The sequence below is a fragment of the Aminobacterium sp. MB27-C1 genome (genome assembly GCF_030908405.1).
GTDB lineage: Bacteria > Synergistota > Synergistia > Synergistales > Aminobacteriaceae > Aminobacterium.
Genome location: NZ_CP133089.1, coordinates 844,658 through 868,683, shown reverse-complemented (window position 1 = coordinate 868,683; position 24,026 = coordinate 844,658). Strand labels below are relative to the sequence as shown.

Annotated in this window: 18 protein-coding genes and 2 tRNA genes; 1 reads left to right on the top strand and 19 read right to left on the bottom strand. The window is 39.9% G+C overall.

Features of this window, described 5'->3' with window-relative positions; all coding sequences use genetic code 11:
* Positions 1-248 precede the first annotated feature (248 nt).
* From RBH88_RS04175 to RBH88_RS04135, 9 genes are all read right to left on the bottom strand, one after another.
* A complete protein-coding gene (locus RBH88_RS04175; RefSeq protein WP_307879984.1) occupies positions 249-1,958 on the bottom strand; it encodes an ATP-binding protein in 1,710 nt (569 codons plus the stop codon).
* Entirely contained in the window at positions 1,948-3,204 is a 1,257-nt protein-coding gene (locus RBH88_RS04170) for an SIR2 family protein (protein ID WP_307879983.1), read from the bottom strand. Before RBH88_RS04170 ends, RBH88_RS04175 begins: the two co-directional genes overlap by 11 nt.
* A gap of 83 nt (positions 3,205-3,287) precedes the next feature.
* A complete protein-coding gene (locus tag RBH88_RS04165; RefSeq protein WP_307879982.1) occupies positions 3,288-5,372 on the bottom strand; it encodes a P-loop NTPase fold protein in 2,085 nt (694 codons plus the stop codon).
* Between the two features lie 203 nt (positions 5,373-5,575).
* On the bottom strand, positions 5,576-7,705 hold the full coding sequence (locus tag RBH88_RS04160) for an autotransporter outer membrane beta-barrel domain-containing protein (protein ID WP_307879981.1): 2,130 nt from the start codon (positions 7,703-7,705) through the stop codon (positions 5,576-5,578).
* 179 nt (positions 7,706-7,884) lie between these two features.
* Positions 7,885-7,972 (bottom strand) — tRNA-Ser (locus RBH88_RS04155).
* Positions 7,973-8,087: 115 nt separating this feature from the next.
* Complete coding sequence (locus RBH88_RS04150) at positions 8,088-8,444, bottom strand: cupin domain-containing protein (RefSeq protein ID WP_213695879.1); 357 nt, start codon at positions 8,442-8,444, stop codon at positions 8,088-8,090.
* Positions 8,441-8,899: a universal stress protein gene (locus RBH88_RS04145; RefSeq protein ID WP_213695880.1), complete on the bottom strand. Its 459-nt coding sequence runs from the start codon at positions 8,897-8,899 to the stop codon at positions 8,441-8,443. The genes RBH88_RS04150 and RBH88_RS04145 overlap by 4 nt, the downstream gene beginning before the upstream one ends.
* A 73-nt stretch (positions 8,900-8,972) precedes the next feature.
* A complete protein-coding gene (locus RBH88_RS04140; protein WP_307879980.1) occupies positions 8,973-10,274 on the bottom strand; it encodes a DUF3100 domain-containing protein in 1,302 nt (433 codons plus the stop codon).
* Between the two features lie 36 nt (positions 10,275-10,310).
* On the bottom strand, positions 10,311-11,624 hold the full coding sequence (locus RBH88_RS04135) for an amidohydrolase (protein ID WP_213695881.1): 1,314 nt from the start codon (positions 11,622-11,624) through the stop codon (positions 10,311-10,313).
* A gap of 179 nt (positions 11,625-11,803) precedes the next feature.
* On the opposite strand from RBH88_RS04135, the gene RBH88_RS04130 reads away from it, so the two are divergent.
* A complete protein-coding gene (locus RBH88_RS04130) occupies positions 11,804-13,057 on the top strand; it encodes an arginine deiminase family protein (RefSeq protein WP_307879979.1) in 1,254 nt (417 codons plus the stop codon).
* A gap of 55 nt (positions 13,058-13,112) precedes the next feature.
* Here RBH88_RS04130 and RBH88_RS04125 read toward each other — a convergent pair whose 3' ends face one another.
* From RBH88_RS04125 to RBH88_RS04080, 10 genes are all read right to left on the bottom strand, one after another.
* Positions 13,113-14,627, bottom strand: coding sequence for a DUF342 domain-containing protein (locus RBH88_RS04125; RefSeq protein WP_307879978.1), 1,515 nt, complete (start codon positions 14,625-14,627; stop codon positions 13,113-13,115).
* Between the two features lie 116 nt (positions 14,628-14,743).
* Positions 14,744-16,033, bottom strand: coding sequence for a nickel-dependent lactate racemase (gene larA / locus RBH88_RS04120; protein WP_213690261.1), 1,290 nt, complete (start codon positions 16,031-16,033; stop codon positions 14,744-14,746).
* Between the two features lie 12 nt (positions 16,034-16,045).
* Positions 16,046-17,536 carry an L-lactate permease gene (locus RBH88_RS04115; RefSeq protein ID WP_213690262.1) on the bottom strand — a complete coding sequence of 497 codons (1,491 nt, stop codon included), beginning with the start codon at positions 17,534-17,536 and terminating at the stop codon, positions 16,046-16,048.
* Positions 17,537-17,903: 367 nt separating this feature from the next.
* A complete protein-coding gene (locus RBH88_RS04110; RefSeq protein ID WP_307879977.1) occupies positions 17,904-18,995 on the bottom strand; it encodes a histidinol-phosphate transaminase in 1,092 nt (363 codons plus the stop codon).
* A complete protein-coding gene (locus RBH88_RS04105) occupies positions 18,982-20,187 on the bottom strand; it encodes a hypothetical protein (RefSeq protein WP_213701176.1) in 1,206 nt (401 codons plus the stop codon). The genes RBH88_RS04110 and RBH88_RS04105 overlap by 14 nt, the downstream gene beginning before the upstream one ends.
* Before the next feature lie 322 nt (positions 20,188-20,509).
* Positions 20,510-20,602: transfer RNA gene (locus tag RBH88_RS04100), tRNA-Ser, on the bottom strand.
* Positions 20,603-20,790: 188 nt separating this feature from the next.
* Positions 20,791-21,327 carry a rubrerythrin gene (rbr, locus tag RBH88_RS04095; protein ID WP_213690265.1) on the bottom strand — a complete coding sequence of 179 codons (537 nt, stop codon included), beginning with the start codon at positions 21,325-21,327 and terminating at the stop codon, positions 20,791-20,793.
* Positions 21,328-21,462: 135 nt separating this feature from the next.
* On the bottom strand, positions 21,463-21,939 hold the full coding sequence (gene tadA / locus RBH88_RS04090) for a tRNA adenosine(34) deaminase TadA (RefSeq protein WP_307879976.1): 477 nt from the start codon (positions 21,937-21,939) through the stop codon (positions 21,463-21,465).
* Between the two features lies 1 nt (position 21,940).
* The gene (locus RBH88_RS04085; protein ID WP_213701177.1) at positions 21,941-23,515 is read right to left on the bottom strand and encodes a carbon-nitrogen hydrolase family protein; all 1,575 of its coding nucleotides are present in this window, start codon (positions 23,513-23,515) and stop codon (positions 21,941-21,943) included.
* A 33-nt stretch (positions 23,516-23,548) separates the two neighbouring features.
* Positions 23,549-24,001, bottom strand: a complete 453-nt coding sequence (locus tag RBH88_RS04080; protein WP_213690267.1) for a YhcH/YjgK/YiaL family protein — start codon at positions 23,999-24,001, stop codon at positions 23,549-23,551.
* Positions 24,002-24,026: the final 25 nt, after the last annotated feature.

The window sequence follows — 24,026 nt, the reverse complement described above, 5'->3', positions numbered from 1 at the left end:
TCATTATCCATAGATGGGTACGTTCGTTAAAATTAAGCAACTCTAGTATATTTTAGTACATTTTTGGAAGTAAATGTAGGCAGAAAATTATTCTATTTATCTGAATACATACAAAGGGGCAACCTTACTATTATTTAGCGATATAAAATTGGAAACATACAAGATATTCCTGCTTCTTTTTCACTCCATAGAATAAAAAATAACACCACTAATATATTGTATAGTGGTGTTATTAAATGTAAAACTTTTTAGCGCCAACAGTTCTGATAATCTGGCCCTGAAGAATCAGGAGCTATTTCAGGACGCATTACATTTACTGTCAGTGGAATAGGGAAATCACTACCGATAATAGCAACTTCTCCTTGCTCCAAACTAGGTAGAAAAGAAGAAGCCATCTTGTCAATTTCTCCACAAGCCCTTTCAACGATATCCCTATCTCGATCATTTGTAAGACGGTGAACAATCAATGTCCCTATTTGGCTTAAGACCCCTTCAGTAATATCTCTGGGCCTCTGGCTACTTAAACATATATTTAACCCAAATTTTCGTCCCTCTTTAGCAATGAGTTCAAATGCATCCAATTTAGCATAAGAATCTTCCCCTCCAATATTTTTCCCTAAAAAATTATGTGCTTCATCTAAAAAAATTAAAAGAGGACATTTTATAAATTCTCCCTTTCTCGCCTTAGCAAGCAAAAAACGTCCAATAACGTTAGATATAATTTCTCTTGCTTTATACTCAAAAGGGACAGAGCTAAGGTCTATTCTGAATAAACAAAGATCATCTTTAGTTATAAAATTTTCTATCTCTTCATTGAGAGGATTTTCTTTGTCTTTAAAGATACAACTAAATGCTGGAGACGTTAATATTAAATTAATCCTACTGATTAAAGACAAACAATATCCAAAACTATTATCTTCTTTCCCCCACTTCTCAGAATCGTTATTACCATTAGGCCAAACACATTCTTCTTCAATTTGCTTCGGCAATAAAGTAACATCAAATTCTTGACGAGGATCATCTATTTTAGTTAAATTATCATTTTCATTTATAGCTTCTTTGTAAATACTCTTCGACTGGTTTTTTTTCATAATGTATTTACTTGGAAATTTCGTAGGACAAAGAGTCGCCAAACGAAGACTTCTAATTGCTTCTTTCAGTTTTGGTCCCTGCACTTTCCCTGCAGGTTCAAAAAGAGCAATAAAGTCACTTTCCTGAAACATAGAAGGAGGTAAAGAGCACTTTATATTTTCAGTTTGGTCCCCTTTTACATTAAGCGAATCACAAAGATAAACACTCCTACAGCAATCCTTTGACATCATTGTATGGTACTCTCCAGTCGCATCTATCAAAATCATTTTAGATTTAAATTTCATACACTCCCCAATTATTCTAGCCATAGTCCAACTTTTTCCTCCTCCAGTTGAACCTAAAATAGCCAAGTGCCTACCAAAAAGTTTTTCAACCCTAACATTAATGTCACATGGCATCCCTTCTCCTACTGTACCCAAGCGTAGCATTATGTTTGTTTTCTTTTCATTTCCAATTAAACAGGGTATTTGTGAAATAAAATTATAAGGAGCAGCATAAACTTTATCTCCTAAACGAGGATAGACAGAAATACCAGCTGTTATTTTGAGAGTATCCACTGATATAGATCCCAATAAATGGACTCTTCCCAGAGCGTCTATAGAATTTCGTCCCGGCTTTTCATCGGAAAGTTTGATCTCAACAATTCGTCCCAATAATATTTTAAGTTGACCTTCAACGAGAACAAATTCTCCAACTTCCCCTTTCCCGTAGCGTTTTCCCATATATTGATAACCACTTGGTGTATCAGCACCAGAAAAATCAACCCATAACATATTAGTTGTTACAGCATTAACTGTTCCCATATAAAGCTCCGGCCTTAAAATCCCTTTAGGGAATAATTCAGATAGTGTTTTCTCACCTTTCATCATTTGACTTCACCAAATTTTTTATATTTTGAGCTAATCTTTCAGTATCGCTAAGGGCTCGAAGATCAGGAATAAGGTTAGCAAAGCTATCAAAATTGGCATTAATAAATGTAATATCTTCATTTTCATCAGCAAGAGTCTTGAATTTTTCCCAATATATAGAATCACTCGAACAACCTTCATCTATATGCTCTTTTACGTGAGGACTTACTATAATAACTCTTAAATGTGGGTTAGTTTTTATTGCAGAAACAATAGGTTCCGATAGATGGTCGTCATTAAAACCGAAGCCACAAATAATAAGACATGTATTAGATGTTCTTAGCGAAGAAAGATATCTCGCCATTAATTCCAAATGAGGCTGGATATACGACTGTTGATATTTATCCTTAGCTGGGAAAATCATGCATATATTTTGGGCACGTGCTTTATCACTCTCATAAATTATTTCTACACTTCCTTTTTTTTTCTCCCGTTCCCAATTTACAGAACCATGAAGCTTATAAAGCTTAAAAACTCCTTCCAAGTAATTTGAAGAATCATTATTGGAGAAATTGTCTCGTCGAACTATGTCGTAATCAAAATAGAGAGGGTTATACGTTCTCGGATTAGAAAAAGAAAAACCGTTTAAACAGACAAATCCTAAAGCCCCAGCCGCTCTCTCGAAACAAAGATCGTAATTTGTTGTAAAAATCTTTAAACGCGAGTCTCGGCCTCGTCTTCTGGAAATTTTGTGTAAAAAAGTTATATGAGCATTAAGTTGCTCATTAGATGTTTCAAAACGACACCGTTCTACAATAGATTCTTTTGCTTTAGATAAAAAATCGCGAACTTTATAATCATCTTTATATATTTGCAAATATGATTCACACGATGATAGAAAATCTTCTATATTTTTCTCCTCTTTTTGTTCCTCATAATTTATTTTTTTAAAAATTGCATCTAATTTTTTACTTTCTATGTTTCTAGGACTTGTAGCTTTTTCCCATAAATCATGCATCGAAGGACCTGAAGGGCCACCACTCTTTTCCCCAAGCGAGGTACCGCTGCCTGTTAAAACCATAACATGTTGCATTTGCATTGACGAAAGCAAAAAATCTTTAAGCCTCTTTATATTTTCTTTTTCTTCTTCGTTTTTATTTTCTTGGCAAGCGATATTCATCCATTCTTTTGCCTCAGCTAATTGAAAGGAGACAATTTCTTCACTAATTTTTTCAGATCGTAAACCATTTTCAGAACATACCATCAAAAAACCTCCCCTTCAAACTATTGATTAAAATCATAAAAAATTGGACAATAACTAAAAAAATTACATTTTCTCTTATAATTTTAGGCAGAATTATTGGACAGTGATAAATACTCCTTGTATTTTAACAAGAATTGTTTTACCGCTAATTGGGCATCTGGGGGAACACTTCTATCTTGAGTAAGTTTCTCTATTCGACTTGCACAAGTAGACGGGGCAAGATATGTTCTAAAATCCTTAAATCTAAAACTTAATTCTATTTGTGGTCGAAAAAATCTCCCTGAACTTGTTTCTATAGGCATAAGAAATCCCTTAAGAAAACTAAGTAAATTTTCATCGTTAGCTGTCTCTTCAGAACACCACTTTTTTACCTCTTCTAAACTACCCCATTTACGCCAATAAAAAAGGATGTTCCACAACTTTGGATGAGAACAAGTTAACAATTTTTGTACTCTTTTAATCCATTTGTATTTAAGTAACTCTATATCTTTTTTCAACAAAGGCTCCGTGTTTTCAGACTCAAGTAGAGATAAAAAGCTTCCCTGGACGTAAACGGCTTTCCCCCTCTGAATACCATTTATTATCACTCTTTTAGCTTTAAGATAACCATAATGTTTTACTAAGGAAAATACAAGAAAACTAACTCTATCTTCGCTATATAAATTATTTTTACCATCAACAAAATTTATTTCGTCACCAATATTCAAAAATATCTCAATCATAGCTAGAGCATTTTCTTCTGTGATATCAAAATCAACACAATCAATTAATCGATCTATAATAACATCCACTTTAAGCCGCCCTTCCCAACTTTGTTCTTTTCTTGCTTCAAGAAGAGTTTTTTTAAATACTTCTGGATTTTTGCATGGAAGATCAATTAATTTCCCCAACTTGACATTGCTTATATCTCCCGGCAATAACGAAAATCTAAAATATACTGGGAAGATATCTGAAACACCTATACGGCAACAACGTCTCATTTCACTATATTTTTTTTTACTAATGGCAACATTAACAGTAAAATACTTTGGGAACAGATCCATCATAAAGAAACGAATAGGAGACTGCCAATCTTCTTGAATACATTTTATAGATGCTTCAAGAAAAGACTCTTCGTTATTTTTTTTTACGTAATAGTTTTCATCTGAATAAGTTAATTTTTCTTGATTATTTTTTATAATGTTATAAAAATATGGGAGGAAAAGCCTTATAGCTTCAATAACTACAAAATCAGTAGGACAGACCTCCCTTGCAACCGCAGGGTAAGTAACAGACAATGCATTGCAAAATCTAACAACATCGCGGGGAACACTAAAAAAACAATTCATACCCCTATTTAAAATATTTCGCAATTTATTTTCATCAAGTAAAAACTCATCATTATTCTTCACGATCTGCTTGACTTGTTTTTCTAATTCTTTAATAAGTGTGCTTTTATTAAGTGGAGGAATGTCAAAACTAACTTGAATAATTTTCTCTAAATATTTTTCATCTCGTAACGCATATTTTTCAATAGCTTTTACGGCTACTTCACGATCTAGAGCAAGTAAATAGGTAATGTAGGGAAAATCACCAAAAGCTTTAATAATTCTAAAAACTTCCCATATCTCCTCATTCTCTAAACGATCTATATCATCTATGACAACAAGAATTCGAACTTTAGCTTTTATTAGTTCTTTTTCTATTTCTTTTTTGAGTTCTGGAATGTCATTTCTTCCCTTAAATATAAACTCCGTTATTTTATTTAAGAAAACTTTTATTTTTTCAGAGATAAAGGGCTCAATGAAGCTTGTTATAACGTCAGCATATTTCCCCATATTTTGGGCTATACCTTTTAACTTATCCCTTTTTCCAAGCTCATCTTCAAGACATTTAAAGAAAATGCGCGTAATATCTTCACGCCCGGAAAACCACCAAGGATTAAAATCGACAATAACTATACTCTCTTCGTGTTTGTTGCTCTCTTGATCGAGATTCAAATAATACTTAATATAATTAAGTATTGTCGTTTTACCTGATCCCCATCCTCCATAAAGAGCTAAAACTAATCCATCTTCTTCCGAATAATTGTTAATTATCTGCGAAAAATGCTTAGCAAAAAAGGAATAACCAAATAAATCGTCTCTCGGAGTCTTTTTAGGACGATCAACTTGAAATGCTATTTTCAATCACCTCGTATTTTTAACGAAATTTCGAAACAGAAAGGAACTTATAAAAATGTTTAATTATTATCACTTGCAATATTGCTCATAATATTATTTTAATATAATAACACTCAAAAAGCTGCCTTTAAGGGCAGCTTTAAATTTACTTAACAATATAGATTTAGAAGATGCATATATCCAATTCCTATTCAGTAAAAATTATTTGACTAAAACCTCCATCGACAGCCTAGGGAGACTCCCCAATCCTTACTGGTGGTGTCGCCCCACGATCTTTCGGCATCGAGGTAGATCTGGTAATTCGGCGTGTCCTTTACAAATCCAAAACCCGCTACCACCTGGTCTCCTTCAAGAGTCGTCTCAAAACCTGTGCCATCCACCCGAACCGTGCTGTCTCCCTCGAATTCCTGTATCCAGCTCACCTTCCCGTATAGCTGCTGGCTGCCTCCTGATTTGCAGGCTCTCTGTCTACCGAAGACGCCACCAACTCGAAGCTGAAGGGAACGGCTTCGATCTGCCTCTACATGAAGACCATTCTCGCTGATGTAATCGGCGCTTCCCGCCCAAAAGCCTGAGACCTCCATCTGCGGTTCCACAAAGTAACCATCTCGCGTATCGATGTGTCTGCCAACTTCTGCTGAGAGTCCGAATCCCCTGTTCTTAAAAGAACCTTTATCGTAAGAGCCGCCAAGTACCGGGGTGGTAAAACTATGATCGAAGCTGTTGTATTTGCCGATAATATCGAGATAGAAACCGTCATCTCGAAGCCAGCTCTGGTAGAGCCCGGCATAGATGCTTTCTGTATCTCCTGAACCTCCGCTGGTAAAGCTGTTATCTGCTTCGGCATATCCCAAAACAAAACCGGTAAAGCTCTTTCCATTTTTGTAACTTCGGGGACGGTCCTTCCCCACTTCTATGCCATGAATCTTCTGATCGTAGTCTGTTCCTCCAGATGGGCTTACACTGTATTTCGTTGCGTAGGTCCGTGCCCAGATATCGCCGCTGTTCTGACTTCCCATGCGAAGTTCACCCATACGCTTCTTGATGTCATTCATTTCGCTGTACCAAAGAGAATGAATGGCCGCACTTTCGTTCATAAGGCCACGAACCGGCGTCGATGGCGCATAGGTATTGTAGAGATAATAGTCTCTCTCATCTAACCCACTATGAGTAGAAGACAAGGCCGAACCTTGTGCCACACCGAAACGATAGATACCGATATCACTGCCTCCGTCAAAGGTAGCCGTGTTGGTAGCACTGTCTCCGATGTCGACAACCTTTACAACACCACTATTCCCCTCGCTGTTGTTCACAGCCACATAGTGATTGCCACTGGCACTGTTTTCAATATAGACACGGTCAGAAGTGCCGGCATGTAGGTCGGAGTTGAGGTGGAAGGTGCCGTTGTTACCGAAAAGGTTGCGGACTGTCAGTGTTCGGTACGTGTCTCCGGTTGGGGCAGTAAAGCGGAAATGACCGGAACCGAAGATGAGATTTGTAAGGTTGGAGTCGCCTGGGGTTGTCCATGTGGCGTTGCTGTTGAGAGTAATGTTGCCTGTTCCTGAATCGTCTTCTAGATCTGTTTTGCCGTAGAGTTGGCTACCATTACTAGCAACTATATCAATAAATCCGAAATCATATGCTCGAAAGAGTTTTTTATGCCCAATAATGTTTTGACTAGAGAGATTTACATTAATTTTACCTGAAGAACGCGCACGTAAAGCTACGCCCTCTGCTTGAATTGTAACGTCATTCAACATTATTTCTCCATTATAATATGCAATGATACTTTCTGATGCCTCCCCTCGGGAAATAATATTACCTCTATTCATTATAAGTTTACCTTCTCCAGTAGAGAGAGCATTACTAAAATAATTATTCTCATTAATAACGATAGAAACATCATTTAATGTAATTAAAGATAAACTACCTTCAAGGTGAGCACCATCACCACCAGCCCCCCAAGTAGCAATGTTTCCACCATTCATAACGATATTGCCACCTCCGTAACTACCGAGGCCATGTCCATAGGATCCTAATGTCTTAATACAAATTCTATTTAAAACAATATTTCCTTTATATAAAGCATGTGCCGCTCTGAAATATGAACCGCCACTTGTAGTAATCGATAAGTCATTCATGACAGCGATAGTATTTTCTCCAAAAACCTTAAGTCCACTATCAACATTCGTAACAATATTGTCTCTAACCAAGTGAGATTGCCCATCATCAAAAAATAATGTTCCTGTATCTGCATATGCAAAAAACGGTGTCAAAGTCATCGTCAACACATAAACTACACCCCAAAACAATAACCTATTAATTAATTGTTTTGACATAATGCCTCCTATATGAAATATCTTATTTTTATTCAATATTGAACATACAACAAAATTAAAAAGATGTCTATTTTTTTCAAAACATAAATGAGCACAATTTTAGGGGAATAAAGAAGTAAAATTTATCAAAAGTAAAAGGGCACAAAAAAAGCTGCCCCAAAGGGCAGCTTAAATATTCATGGCGGAGAAGGTGAGATTCGAACTCACGGAACCTCGCGGTTCAGACGCTCTCCAAGCGCCCGCCTTCGACCACTCGGCCACTTCTCCTTACCTGCAACGCTCGGTATTATAACAACTTCTTCTATTTTTGGCTAGTCCTTTTTCATAAAAAAAGGGCAGTTCGGCCCTGCCGCCGACTGCCCAAGCTGAATGGAGGGGGTGCTCACTTCATACACTTCGAAGAAATAGCTATATAAACCAACGGGTAATTCCCTATATTTTCAAGGGAATGTTTTAAGCCTTTTTCCGTTAGGATTACATCCCCAGCGCCAACGCGCTCTTTTTGTTTGTCTTCCGAATATATTCCTATGCCATAGACTATTATTTTTATTTCTTCGCATCCCTCATGCTCATGTTCTGGAATGAGAGACCGCGGTTCCATTTCAACCCAGTTAATTTCGTGAAAAGCACTCTCTTCATAAAAATCATCTGGGTTAATAGAGCGACTCGATACCCCGTCAAGAACCCCAAAAAGGGGGTGGCTTTCAAGATCTTCTATCTGGCTCGATCGAATAATCATGTTTGTGCAGCTTCCTCCGTTTCTCTCGGCAGATGCACGAGAACTGTGCATGGGGCATGGCGAACAACTTTAGCCGCAACGCTACCGATAAAGAAACGTTCAAGATTACTAAGTCCACGATGTCCAATAAGAATTAGCTCATATCTGTTTTTCTCGGCCATCTTGATGATTTCTTCATAAGGTGTCCCCGTCGATAATACGAACTCAAAGGGCGTAGCTGTAACTCCAGACTCTCTCATCCCTTTCTCAATCATATTGAGGAATGACTGACGAATAGATTCCTCATTATAGTGGGGCGGATAGTCTACATAACCTGGAATAGAAAGATCGATCCGAGTTACAACATGAATAAAATCCAAGCGCTCTATACTATTTTTCTCTGCAAAACGAAAGGCGTAACTAATAAGAAACTGACTATTTTGACTCTGGTCAATCGCTACCAAAGCTTTTTTCATACATCACTCCCCCTTTCGTTGTACAGATACATTATAGACCAAATATACAGAAAATTGCAATGATGTATACTTATTAAATTTGTCCTATCACCTTTAAAATAATATGAGCGATCATGGCTGAGCCAAAGTATGTTCCCATAAACACAAAAACACTGACGACAACTAATCTCCAACCAGTCTTCTTAAAGGAATCCAGATCTTTGCCAACAGCGAGTCCCATAAAAGCAAGAATTGGCGTTGTCATCGAAAGAAAGTTAACATGTTTGGTGAAGTTGAAGATAAAATCAGCGGTAGGAACTCCAGGAATCGTCAAGATGCAACCAATGAGCACCATGAAGGCTACACTAGGAATTTTCCCGGGAATAAGGCGAGCAACGATAATACCTGCCATAGCAATAAAGACAAAAATCAACATTCCAGGGAATGCCGTGATAATTGAATGAGAAAAACCTACTCTATTTCCTATAAGAGCCATACACCCCATAATGAGCAAACCAGGGAATGCAACTGCGAGTTCTTTGCCTAATCCTTTCAGTCCTTTTTTAGAAGATGCCCCGTTTTCACTATCGTTAGTAGACGTCAATATGTGCTTTTTTTCGAGCAACACCCCGTAACGAACGTAGTACATCTTTCTATAGAGCCACTCTGCAAAGGGCAATGCAACGAAGAGTGAAATATACATTCCATCAAGGCTTGTCAACATATTGCTGGTAGCGCCAAGAGCGAGAAGTTCGTCTCCCATGTTAGGGAATATCGCTTTGAGCGTTCCAGACGCAGCGGCCATCATACTGCTGCTACCTACTCCAGAAGCCATAGCTAAAGCTTTGGGATGAAGAGGAAGAAAGGCAATAGAAAGAGAGGCCATGAGACTGAATATTATGGTTCCAAGTAATGTTCCTGTAAGATATACGCCCATGACACCCCTACCTTCAGGACCATCCATGCCATAAACATCAGCGATAAGGGCAAGGTTTCCTTCTCTCGCTATAGAGTGCGAAGCGCCTATTGTTTCTCTTTTCAAACCTAAGAGCACTGCAATGGGAACAGCAAATAACACTGTTCCTAAATTACCTAACTCCTGTAAAAGCAGAGCGGGACCAGCCTGAATAATTTTAGGAATGCTTGGCCCCACAAAAGTACCATACTCAGCCATGAGAATCATAAGCCCCCAGCTAATAAAAGGCGTTGCATCGTTCATATCTTTGTTGTTAAGAGTTTTAAAAAACTTAGGCCCAAGGAGCCCACCTAAAACAAGTGCATATAACATTGGGAGAAGAACTACTTTCCCTGGGCCAAACTGTAATACTTTTATGCCCATACGTTCAGCAATGACAATGAGGATTATTGCGATAATGTAATTTTTGACGTTTCTCATGGTGACGTTTTCTCCTTAAAAAGTAAAATTAATTCTTTATTGACAATTCCAATAGGATTCTTGTTGTTTTATATACTCTTCAATAGTAAAAGAAGGCTTGAAACGTTCTATTATGCCCTCCGCTTTTTCCGCCCCATTTGTCATTAAATCGATGATCGTCATGGCAACGGCTTTGGCAGGAAGTATTACGGCAGCGTTATAATCGGCAACTCTGTAGTCTGGCGTATGGAGAGTGCCGTCTACTCCTCCCATAAAGGCATGTATGGAAGGTATAAGTTGAGAAATATCTCCCATATCAGTAGATGCTGCAAAGTCTCCTATATTAGAAACCTTGTCTGACGAGATCAGCTGCCTCGAATTATCTAAAAAGATATCGTTCATTTCGGAAGAACAGGATAGTGGAAGATATCCCGGGATGGTCTGAATTTCTGTTTTTGCGCCAACGGCGTCACCTCCAGCTCGAAGGGCTCTGTCTACTTTTTTGTGAGCGTCTTCAATACTCTCAGGAGTTCTTCCTCGAACATAAGCTTCAAGACGAACATCTGCAGGAACATTGTTTACAGTATCGCCACCTTTGGTAATGATGGGATGTACTCTGATATGATCCTCGTCACGGAATGTTTCACGTAGAGCATGTACCCCCATTAATCCCAACATGGCTGCATTAAGAGCGTTGATTCCTTCATGGGGAGTTGCCGCAGCATGTGCCGCTTTCCCTATATAGTGAATCGTTTTTCCTACAAAACCGTTCGATCCGTTACATACGCCTAACGCTGCTTCTGGCATATTTCCAAGAGCATGAGTGATAATTGCCATTTGGACGTCATCAAAAATTCCTTGATAGACCATTTCTTGCTTTCCACCAAGGAAATGGAGTTTCCCCTCTTTCACCTGAGAGAGACGCCAATCAAGCTCCACATACTCCTCTGCAGGAACCCCCATAAACGTAAGCGTTCCTGCTATAGAATTTTGGATATTAGCATCGACAAAGGCAGCTGCAACAGCAAGCATAATGGCTACCTGCAAGTGATGTCCGCAGGTATGAGCAGCGCCCGTATCAGGGTTGGCGTAAGGACTTCCATATGTGGAGACAGCATCGAGCTCTCCCATAAGAGCGACATTCGGTCCCTTTTCCTTTCCTTCTAATGACGCAATAACTCCCGTCTGAGCGACATTACTTTTGACCGGAAGTTTCAGCGAATTAAAAAAGTGAGTTACAATAGAGGCCGTATGCTTCTCTTTAAAACCCAACTCAGGATTATTGAGAATTTCTTGAGCTATACGAACAACTTCTTCTGACCTTTTATCGATAGCCTTACATACTTCTTTCTTTAGCTGCTCTTGATTCATAAGATATTACCTCCTCCTCTTTTGGGAATAGAATTAAATTAAAAGGATACCACGGTATGAAGATAAATAAAATTGCTTCATTTTCTGATTGCCGAAAAAAACAAAGAATGGTAGTCTTTCTCATGATCAATTTTTACACCAATTTTGACAGCATTTAGAAAGGGACGGAGATAACAGGAATGAAAATTCAGGTCAACTCAGAAATTGGTAAGCTACGCGCAGTTATTATGCAACCCCCCGGGAAAGGCATTGAAAGATGCACTCCTCTTAATATTGGTTCCCTTGCATGGGACTCTGTACCAAGCCCGCACAAAGCGGCAGAAGAACACAAGAAATGGGTAGCTGCTGTAGAAAGCTTTGGAGCAAAGGTATACCTTTTTGAAGATCTTTTACGCAAAGTACTCTCTATATCAACAGTAAAAAAAGACCTTGTATCTCAAATAGTACAAACGGAACACCAGTTTATTACGACACAAACAATGGAGGTACTCGAAGAATACCTTCTAGATCTCTCTGCTTCCAAACTTGTAGACCAACTTTTTTTTGGGATGACAAAGGAAGAGCTCAACAAAGCCACAGGAGAAGTTTCTCTTGTTGACCTGGTAGATAATAAAAATGAGTGGTGTCTTTTCCCGATGTCAAACGTGCTCTATTCCCGAGATCCTGCTGCCATATTAGGAAATGGAATAGTGTATGGGAATATGTTTAACCGAGACCGTATCAAAGAACCATATTGTATTCAGGCTATCTTCAAAAATCACCCTGATTTTAAAAAATTGAGTTTTAAGACATGGTATGGAGAAAGCCCCGACGATACAACACCTGTAGAAGGAGGAAACGTACATTGTTACAGCCGTAATGTCTTTATTATCGGTATTAACGAAAGAACACATCCTGTTTCTATAGAAAAAATTGCTCAACGGACAATGGCTGATGGAGAAATAACAGATGTGCTTGCTCTCATGTTTGAAAATCCAAGATTAAGCTCCACCGATTCTATCGGTCTTTCTGTTCATGTTGATATGTTCTTAAATATGATAGATCATGACGCGTTTCTTTTCTTCCCATATATAGAAAAGAAAATTACAGTGCTTCACATAACTCGAGGAAAGCAGGGACATCTTCGAGTCAAACGTGAAAGTTCACTTTTCGGAGCTATTAAAAAAGTATTGAATCTTGATGGAATACGCATTATAAAAGTAGGCGGAGATGAAAGTGAAGCCGTTGCTTTTGCAGAACAACGCGCCGGCTCAGGCGGAAATACTTTCAATCTTGAACCAGGAAAGGTCTGTATCTGGGATCGCAATATCGCCACTATAAAGGCATTGGAAAAAGGTGGCATTGATGTAGTCGCTGTAGAAGCTGACGAGCTTGTGAAAGGCGGCGGCGGACCTCGATGTTCTACTATGCCTCTATGGAGAGATGATATATAAAAGGAGGGTTTCTGCCCTCCTTTTTGATTCGTTATTTGAAGTTGCATCCTTTATATTAGTAACTTCCCCGAACAACTTCACGACGTTGGCGGTTATAAAAGAATGAACAGTAAGAATCTATTTTTTGGATTTTAAAAACTGATTCCCAAATGCCAATTGTTACATTGGGGTAAATTACATTTCTAACTTTGATACGCGGATTATGTTGTCTTTCGCTATCCAGTACCTTACTTATTTCTGCTACTGAAACTTTTAATTGTTCTGCTGTTTCCTCTAGTCTTTTCATCTGCCGTATGAGCATGAAAAGCTTTTGACGTTCTTTTTCAGACAAATTTTCTATATCAAATGAGGTATCATTCGACGTAAAAGATAAAATTGCCTGTTCAATTCTATTTCTAAACCATAAAAGCTCCTCTATCTTTTTATCTTTCCGTTCTCGTTCTTCTACCAGAATAGGATCTACTCCCACCTGAAGATAGGTATATGGCTCCATAACAGACCCCACGGAAATTGTATCTATGCCACTCCCTGCGTGGGCAGTACCTCCTATTATTCCACGATAACGTTTACCCTTTACTATGATTTTATTCTTTGCTTTAAGAGTCGAAAAAAGAGAATAACCTGCAATTTCTATATCTTCCGCAGAAATAACAGTCGCATACTCAACATAGCCAGCCTGGACTATACCTTTAGCGCGAACGACGCAATTCTCACCTACAATTCCATTCCTGACAATACACTGTCCAAGTGAATTAATACGTCCGTTATAAATTCCGTTACAGATCACAAGATCCCCTGAACAACGGACACTAAATCCCTCATTAATGATTCCCTGTATTACAATTGACCCTTTAAAATCAATATCGCCAGTCTGCAAATCCACATTCCCAGGTATATTCAAAATAGGTAGAACATCAAAATTAACACCATCAAAGAATGGTTGCCCACTTCGAGTAGCGAAAACATGAATTATACCGCTATCATCAATCTCTCCCCTCACTCCATCAAGAAGGGAATATCGAAGCACTTCTACTGGTTCTGGTGGAATTTCTCTTCCATATATATCAATACCGTGAGTTCCGCTATGTGGAGGAGAAATTAGTGCAAATTCCTCACCTTCATCAACAGTTGGGAGCTCCCAGAGCTTTTTCCAATCTATCGCAGCAGGATCATCTTCATCGTAGCGTCGTACTCTTTCTATAGGTTTAAGGAATTCTATCTTACCTGGAGTTGGTGGTGTTGGAGGGGTTCCTTCCGCAATGAGAAGGTCGTTTTCATAACATATATCAGATTCGTTGCATTTTTTTATACGCTCATAAATCATATCGTATGAATTAATCGGGATCCCTTCTTGCTGTAATGCATTAACAACATCCTCGGGATTCAGAGGTAAACCACTCCCTAAAGGGGGATATAAATCGAGGTAGACTTTCAACATATCTGGAGTTATACGAATACAATAACTCGCATCTTGAGCCTCAACAACTTCAAAGGGTTGATCTTCAAGATTTGAGAGATAGTTTTTTATTTGTTCAACGAGAGAATCCAGATTCACGGATCTCAAGTCCATTTATAAGACCTCCCTGCTACTTCCCTTGTATTTTTATTATACACTAAAGATTAAACTTTCCTTCATGCATACAATAAGAGGAGGCTTTATGAGAACAGTAGCCTCCTCTTATGTTCTTATTTTTTTAGTTTTGGCAGGGTATTTGCTCCGTGAGGCATAAACCATGTCTTAAGTTGATTACCATGCTTATCATAAACCTGGTTAAGAGCTTCATCAAGGCTTTTAACCACAGTAATACCTGTACCTTCAAATTCTGTAGGCGACATTTCTGAAACCAAATAGAAATCCCAATTTTCAGCAACATAACCAATGGTGTAGCCAACATATTTGGCAATAGTAAATTCTCGACGAACTTCCTTTTCTCGTTCCGCTGTATTTGGAAACTTCTGGAGCATGAATTGGACTTCATCGTTACCATATCCTTCATTGCACGCACTTAATACGATAATAGATCCCCCTTGAGGAACCGCTTCCATGGCATTAAAAATAGTTTTCGATGTCTGGTAAAAGTTGATATCTTTGGGATATCCACCAGCTGTCGCTATAACAAGGTCTCCCAATTCTGAAATAACGACGCCATCTTTCTTATCTACAATCTTAGCCCCTTCGTAGAAAGCTTTTTCCCAATCTCCGGCCACGGCGAAACCTATCTTTCCATCGTTACCAGGAATAACGTTAAACATAAACGTTGGCTTGACCATTGCCGCTGCTTCCATCATATCAAGATGCATAAGGTTGTTTTCAAAATTCCCTGGTCTGCTGTTCATATTTCGGCCATTACCAGGAACAGGATCTAACGCCAAAGCGTGATTGGCCATAACGGTTTCATAAGAAGAAATTCCGGGTAAAATTCCTTTTCGACCGCCTCCCCATCCAGCCATAAAGTGATAAATAATGGCACCAGTAACAATGATATGATCGCATTCTAGAGCCCTTTTATTCACCTTTACAGGAGTCCCGTAGGAAGTCGTTCCAATATGAACCATATCGTCATGATCTAGACATTTATGATCGACAACCTCGAACGTTTTCGAAAGTTCCTCGCCAAGTAAAAGAGCGTGTTCCTCCTGAGTTTGTTCCCGATGAGTTCCCGTAGAGCTCAAAAAAAGTATGTCTTCGTCGCGAATGCCTGCATTACGAAGTTCTTTGACTATAAAGGGCAAATATACCCACATTCGCTGCCAAGCCCGTGTAATGTCAGAAACAATAATACATACTGTCTCTCCAGGTTTTACGAGTTCGCCAAGTTTTGGAGATCCAATAGGATTTTCAAGAGCCTGAACGATGATTTCCTCTTCAGAACCGATACTTTCGATTGGTTCGCTATCGATAATCCCCAGAAGATTTTTCTGCGGGATAGAAAAATCGATGTTCCCCTTTCCGTATTTCATGGTATACGAATACATTGATACTCCTCCTCATGCAGGAAAAATTACGTAGGTGTACACCATGGCTAAGAAACCAAAGAAAAAGAGAAAGCAGATAGATGGAAGAAGTGTTTTTCGCATAACTTCTCCTTCCCTTCCCAATATAGCCACACATGCACACACTGCCACCACGTTATTTGGGCATATCATGTTTCCAATAGCTCCACCTGTGTTTTGAGCTGCTACAACAGGCAACACATTTATGGAAAGATTTTTTGCAGCTTCCACATGCAACGGATTAAACATAAGATTTGACCCGAGGTTTGTTCCTGTAACAAAACTTCCTATTTGACCGATAAGTACGGCAACTGCAGGGTAGAACAAACTGCCAATCGTAGCAAAAGTCACAGCAAGAGTGCTGATTTGCCCAGAAAGTTTCATGCAATTGACCATGGCCAAAAGCAAGCCCATTGAAATGAGAGCAGGGATTACCCGCTTAAAAGCTTTAAGAGCAGATGCCAAGAAAAACTTACTGTATCCCAATAGTATAGATGCTAAGAAAGCGCTTGTTAAAACAACACAGCCCACCCAAACTGTGTACCCGCCTCCGAAGGATACGAGAGTTTTTAATGAGAAAGAAAGCCGTACAACTACAAGCAAAATACTTAAGATAAAGTATGGCAACAAAGACCGAAGAAAACTAAAACGAGGATTTTGTAACGTTTCATCGTTGTCTGGAGAAGAGAACGCATATTCTTGTGGAACTGAAGCATTTTTTCGAAGCCAAAGATACGCTCCAAAGACAAAAGTTCCTGCCATTCCACCGATTAGGCTTGTGAGTTCTGTAACGGGAATAAAGACGTTGCTCATCGTAAAGTTTATGCTCCCCATAACAAATCCCATAACAAGTACGTCTTTCCATATGCCTCTAAAAGCCTTTTTCCCAAAAACAAAACCAATGATCAGGATTGGGAGCAATATATATCCCAACGACATCATTTTACCAGTCATAACGGAAACTGGCACGAAATCAAGGCCGGCCGCACCAGATCCGACAACGGTGGTTACACCAGCTCCACCCCAGCTTACAGGACATGAATTCCCGATAAGACAGGCTGCCGCAGCAATGACAGGGTTCATACCAAGTCCAACGAGAAAAGGAGCCGCCAACGCAGCTGGAGCCCCTGCTCCTGCCGCTCCTTCAAGAAAGGTTCCGAAGGGAATAGCTAAAAATAAGACCATAAGTCTTTTATCTCTTGTAACCTTTGAAAGACCACGTTTTATGGAATCCATAGCCGTTGAATCCACCATAACGATGAGAAGAGTAAAGGCGGCAAAAATAAGCCATACAATACGAACTCCGTCCAAAAAACCATTCCAACTCGTCTGCGCCAAATTCATAAGAGGCGTTTTAAAAACAACATTTCCGAAAAAGAGAGCTACAATCCAGCTTATCGGCGCAACAACCTTTGATGGGTAATTAAATCCTGCCATTCCGACAACAATTATTGCAATGGGCAACAACGCAAGCAAAAAGTTCATCGAATGCTTCCTCCAGACATGTTTTGATATGTGTGATCTGAGCTACGGAGTACTCCTTATATCTTCCCGGGATATATGGATATAAAAAAAGAGGTCGGAACCTTAAGGTCCCGACCTCTGTACAGCCCATACGTTACAGAACTGTCGCCCGAGGATAGGACCGACATCTAATAATGAGCGCAAGTATAAGAATAAGAGCAACTATAGCCTCTACGTTACACACCGTCTGTCCCTCCTCAAGTTCTATAAACTTTTTTCTACTGTTGGCTCGGAATGTTATCAAACCTTTAAAATTTTGTAAAGTGTAAAATAAAAAGAATTTCGACATTAGCCAAAAGTTAATCTTAAGGAGTTGCGTTTTATCCCACTACCGATCCAGGCAAGCAAAGAAATCTAACGCTTTTTTCGGAGTTGCAATTCTGACATAATTTTTCCCTAAATGAGGGTAATCTTTGCCAGAACGCACCTCTATCCCCTTCTCTGCCAAAAGGTGGGCCAAATCCACATCTCGATCTTCTACAGAGACAAGAGATATGGGACAACATGTATAGGTGGAAGCCACGGAAAACCCTCTCTTTTCAAGCTCAGGGATAAGACTTTCCTTCTCTTTCTTTATCATCTGGCGAACAGTGTCTAAAACAGAGCCCCCGCGAAGAGCCTCACGTGCCAAAAGAGCGCTTACCGACGGAACCGCAAAGGGGAGGTTTCCTTTATCATAAAATTCTCCAAGCCTTCCGCTGAAAATGCCATACCCAATTCTGGTTGCTGCAAAATGGAATCCCTTTGTCAACGTTCGCGTAACAATAATATTTTCATAGCGAGGTAGAAGCTGTACCGCCGAAGCTTCTTTAGGAGCATAATCGCCATAGGCCTCATCTACGATAACTACAACACCTAATTCGTGAGCTCTGGAAACAAGCGCCTCAATTTCATCAAGAGGAATAAGCTGGCCCGTTGGATTGTTGGGATTATCTATATATAGCAACGTATGACGCTCGTTCAGAGCATCAAGAAGGGAATCGGCATGGAACGTAAAGTTATCTTCAGGGCTCATGGCAATGCCTTCAAAACGTGCTCCGGAAACTCTGACTTCGGTAATATATTCCACGAACTGTGGCACATAGCCCAAGACCGTTGCATGCTCATCAAGAAAGACTTTATTAATCCGCTCAAGAACCTGCATTGAACCGTAGCCTATTTTTATCTGTTCTTCACTAATGTCTGCGAAGTCTTTCCAGTAATTACAGATTTCTTCAGTCAAGGCTTTATATGAGGTATCTCCCGTTTTCCACATATTTGAAACCCAATCATAATTTTTTATAAAAGCCTCAACTTCAGGAGCATGGGGCAACGTCGATTCAAGTCCGTTGCAGTTCAAAACTATGGGACAGTGTGATTCGTGAATATAACTCTCTCTGTCAAAGTCTTGAAGATGAGCACGTACTTTAGGGTTCCACATGGATCTTCGCCTCCTCTATATTTTCAGAAACAGATGGCAACTCTTTTCCACGCAAACGCATAAGTCCAACTGTGGCCAAGGGCAAAACCATAACCACGAGGAAATACCATGCCATAATGGAATAGCCGCGAGCGATAAGTGCAACGAGCCCTGCTTTTGCACAAATGAAACAAACAATCAATATAACGAACCCGACTACGCCTCTCATACGATGAGACATCTCTCGTCCTTTTTCCTGGTAGACAGAATTGATTCGTTCATTAAGTCCATGGACAAAACCTGTTATGGTTTCAATACTTGTTCCGAAAAGCATCAATACATAAGCAGAAAGTAATACCCCTCCGCCAAGATCATTTTTAAGGATGCCGAAAACGGGAACCGATTCCTGCAAAACGGATGGATAGGTAGGAGCCATAGCCAAGTACTCTACAACAGCGGGGATCATCATGAGTATAGAGGCGACAATGCCATTAATTACTGCGTCTCGTCTTGTTTTAATTGTATCTTTTAATGCATAAAGAACAAGAACAAATGACACCATATTGTAAAGGGTATACTTTATTCCTCCCATAATCCAATTCGAGTTTGCAGCTACTCCGTGATCTCTCGTTAAGCTGCCGAACACTCCGTCCATACCAAAATGACGAACAGTAGAATAGAGGAAAATGAACATAACAGCGTAAAGGAAGAAAGACCAGTATGAAAGAATGGTGGAAATAACTTTTCCTCCGGCAAAAAGCAGAAGGGAGGTTCCTACAAGAAGAACGGAGACTCCAACCCAGTAAGAAACACCAAACCATTGCTGAAGAATGGTACCAGCTGCAGAAGAAAGAATTCCTCCAACCAGAACAACAAGAAAGATATAGCCTACCTCAAAAACAAGCCAGGTCGCACCCGGGAAGAGGCTCTGGAAGAAGCTTCGGTAATTGTAAAGTCTGAACTTTCGTGCATAATCAAAGGTCAGGATACCTACGAGGGCAAAACAAACTGTGGAAACAGCCATTCCATATAGTCCCTGCTTAAGGCCATTCATCATAAAGAATTCAACCAGTTCTCGTCCTGTGGCATAACCGCCACCAATAAGAACAGACTGACAAATAAAACCGATCATGAGCCAACGACTAAACCATTTAACCTGCGTAATATCTAAAAGTTGAGAGATGATAGAACCCCCTTGGGCATCCTTTTTCATCCTTTTCACCGTCCTCATCAAGTAAATTAGTTAACGTATTGCTGTGAGCTCAATACCTACCCTCTTTTCTCGCTCTAAAAGTATAAAAAAACAGGGCCCCTCTCTCTGTAAGAAAGGGGCCCTGCCCTAAAAGATCAACGCAATTAAGCGTCGACCCCCGGAGAGGGACCCACGCTAAACCAATAATAAAAGAAACAGCTTGTAAGCATTTCTTGAATTTTCTTTGTTTTCTTCATGATAGGGAAGATTACCACTTTTCCACATATCCGTCAAGTTAAAAAAAAGAGAACCCCGTCTAAACAGGAGTTCTCTTATAATTTTCTGGCGGAGAGGGTGGGATTTGAACCCACGAGGCAGGTATTAGCCGCCTAATCGATTTCGAGTCGATCGCCTTCGACCACTCGGCCACCCCTCCAGATACGTAACGTGAGCATTATAGCGATTTTAGATGTAGATGTCTAGGGAATGAAAGGATTCATAAGTAGATGAGCCAGAGTTTTGTTCCGTTTACTCAGGTAAAGTGAAAGAGATAACGCTCATCATGTTGGACCGTACATGAAAAAGAAAGAGGCTCTTTTTTCAAGAGCCTCTTCTCTATTTTTTCTAATAATTTTCAGCTTTTATTTCAAAATAAGCCTGGGGATGGTCACAAACGGGGCAAACTTCTGGCGCTTTTTCTCCATAATAGATATGGCCACAATTAGCACATTTCCATGCCTTTTTATCTTCTCTTACAAAAACTTTCCCCTCTTCAAGGTTTTTAAGTAAATGCAAGTAGCGCTCTTCGTGCTCTTTCTCTATCTGAGCAACAGCTTTGAAAAGATATGCAATTTTTGTAAAGCCCTCTTCTTCTGCATCTTTAGCAAAGCTCTCATACATTTCGGTCCATTCGTAATTTTCTCCGGCAGCAGCATCTTTTAAATTCTCATCTGTCGTGGGGATTCCGTCGTGCAACAATTTGAACCAAATTTTGGCGTGTTCTTTTTCATTGTTAGCCGTCTCTTCAAAAAGGGCTGCTATTTGGTTGAGTCCCTCTTTTTTGGCTTTAGAGGCATAGTAGGTGTACTTGTTTCTAGCCTGTGACTCTCCTGCAAATGCTTCTCTCAAGTTAGCTTCGGTTTTAGAACCTTTCAAGTCCATAGTAAGTCCTCCTTCTATGTAACATTAAAATTAATCAAGCACATATATTATACAATATGCTTATAGTTAATTCAAACTCTAATACTGCGAATATATCATAGTACAATGGCAGGTATGGTATGCAGGCAAGGAAGATTATGAGTTTACTTTATTAGAATTATTTCTCCTCTTCTTGAAATACTCCCAAAGGAGTTCAGAACTTTCTTCAGCAAGTACTCCCTTTCTTATGTCACATCTATGATTGAGCCGAGAATCCTGAACGATATTGTATAGCGTTCCACACGCTCCAGCACGGGGATCGGAGGCACCATAAACCAAACGTTGAATACGCGCTAATACAATGGCTCCGGCACACATGGGGCACGGTTCCAAGGTTACATAGAGAGTACAGCCGTTCAAATTCCACCGTTTCAAATGTTGAGAGGCTTCACGCATAGCAAGTATCTCCGCATGTGCCGTAGGATCTATATGTTTGTAATTTTTTCCTATACCTATAATGCGGCCTTCATAAACTACAAGAGCTGCTACTGGAACTTCTCCATTTTCAGCGCCCTTTCTGGCTTCCTCGAGAGCTTGCTTCATAAAATAAATGTCAGGATCATCGAAGTGCAATCTATAAATCTTCCTTTCGGTGCGTATTTTTCAATTCTTTATATACGTAAGGTATTCTTCCTCTTACAACATCTGTGCCCGGCACTACCGTTTTGCTGTATGCCTCTGCCAAAAGGCAATATGTTGAGACTGCCTGTTCTACTTTTGGAACAGTAGCGGCACTAATCGCTCCTGTCGGCAATACAATAAAAGAGTTATCTTCATCTTCTCCTGTTCCTGAACGCATGAGGAAAACCCTATTCTCGGCAGCACGACAACGTGCCACTTTTTCAGTCATGGCATAACGTCTTGAATCGCACCAGAGAAGCATCTGGGCCCCATCCAACATCATGCACCTTGCAACTTCAGGAAGAAACATTTCATCTCCAATAAGGAGGCCTAAACGTCCCACTTCTGTAGAAAAAATATCAGGGCGGCATGAATTATCCAAGAAAACCGGACCATACGTGTTGTTTTGCGAAAAAGCTACAGCTGCCTTTTTTTTGTGGCCGTCTGCATCTAAAGAGCCACTTACACATACAACCACATCTGGATTCAGCAAAGGTCGAATTTGGCGAGTTATATTATCTACATCTTCATTTTTTCCACAACATGGCAGCAAAATAAGAGATGAACCCTGATCTTGTAAAATGCGAATCATTCGTGAAGCTGTGGCAATATAGTGTTCCATATTTTCTGCTGAAAAATACGCCACAGAAGAAAGGATGCCAGAATCAGGCAAACATACAGGTTCTTTCATATATGCAGTAACTGGCAAATCTTCCGTTGGGTCTATTAATCTTGAAAAACACCTGTTTCCTTTCTCTGGAAGAGGAAATGACGCCATTTCCGTATCTATTACGGCAATAAGAGCTTCACTCGTGTCTGATGGAGATTCTCCGACAATGTGCCCCAACGGATTGATAACGCAGCTTCTGCCCGTATTCATGGCTGTGTAAGATTCAAGGCCTGCTTTATCGCATAGAATAATCCAAACTCCATTTTCAAACGCTCGTGTCGGAAGCATATACTCGATTTGAGGATTATTCAAAAGGGCCGGGTCGGAGGCTGAAGACATGAGATTTGCCATATCGATGATGACATTCGCACCTTTTTCAGTCATTATACGCGCTATTTCAGGAGCTCTTCCATCGGCACATATCATCATTCCCAAATTTCCTAAGGGAGTTTTCATGACAGGGAAAGTTGTTCCTGCTTTGACATATTTCTCGTCGAAGTGCCAAAGATTTGATTTATAAACCCGTCCTAGCTCTTCACCTTCCGGCCCCCAAAGAATTCCAGCATTTCGCAAAGTTCCCTCTTCTTCCACGTAGAGTCCCATGGCTATGTGGACGCCATAATGAACTGCTCGTTTCGCCACTTCTTCTATCACTGCATGAGTATGCTTTAAGGCCAATGCAGCGGCTTCCTCGTTTTCGCCAAGATAATAGGCGGGCCAAGTACATTCAGGAAAGACGATAAGATCAACATCCTCTTCACTACACAGACTATCGATCCATTGTAGTATTTCTCGTTCTGTCTGCTCGTATTGGCTCACATTTCGAGCGTCCATCTGCACGCAGGCAACACGAAACATAGTCTTCCCTCCTTTGTCTTTACTCCTCTTCTTTTACCCCATCTCGACTTTTACAACTATTTTCCTAATGCGACTCGGGGTTTTGAGAGCAACACATCCTTTGTGTACGTCATGGGGGAAAAAGAGTGAAAACCAACCGGGGTGAGTCTGAAAATAGGCCCCTTCCCCATCAAACAAGGCAAAATCCCGCACGTCATCATAAGGGAGAGCTAATTTCATTGTCTCTATTGGAGCATAGCCTAACCATTCCGAACCGGAAAGAAGGCATTGAATGTCTGCATATTTTTTATGGGCTTCCCATACTTGAGCTTCTTTAGGCTTTGTCGTGGAAGACTGAATAATAGCAAATATAGACGTTCCCTCAATTTCATACTTCCCATCTTCAAGAGCAACGACCTTTAAATCTTCGAGGAAATCAAAAGCTTTTTTGAAACGTTCTCCCAAACAAAAATATGTCGACGCATTACTTAAAGTATCAAATATCATCTCTACCACTCCCCATCTGTCCCTT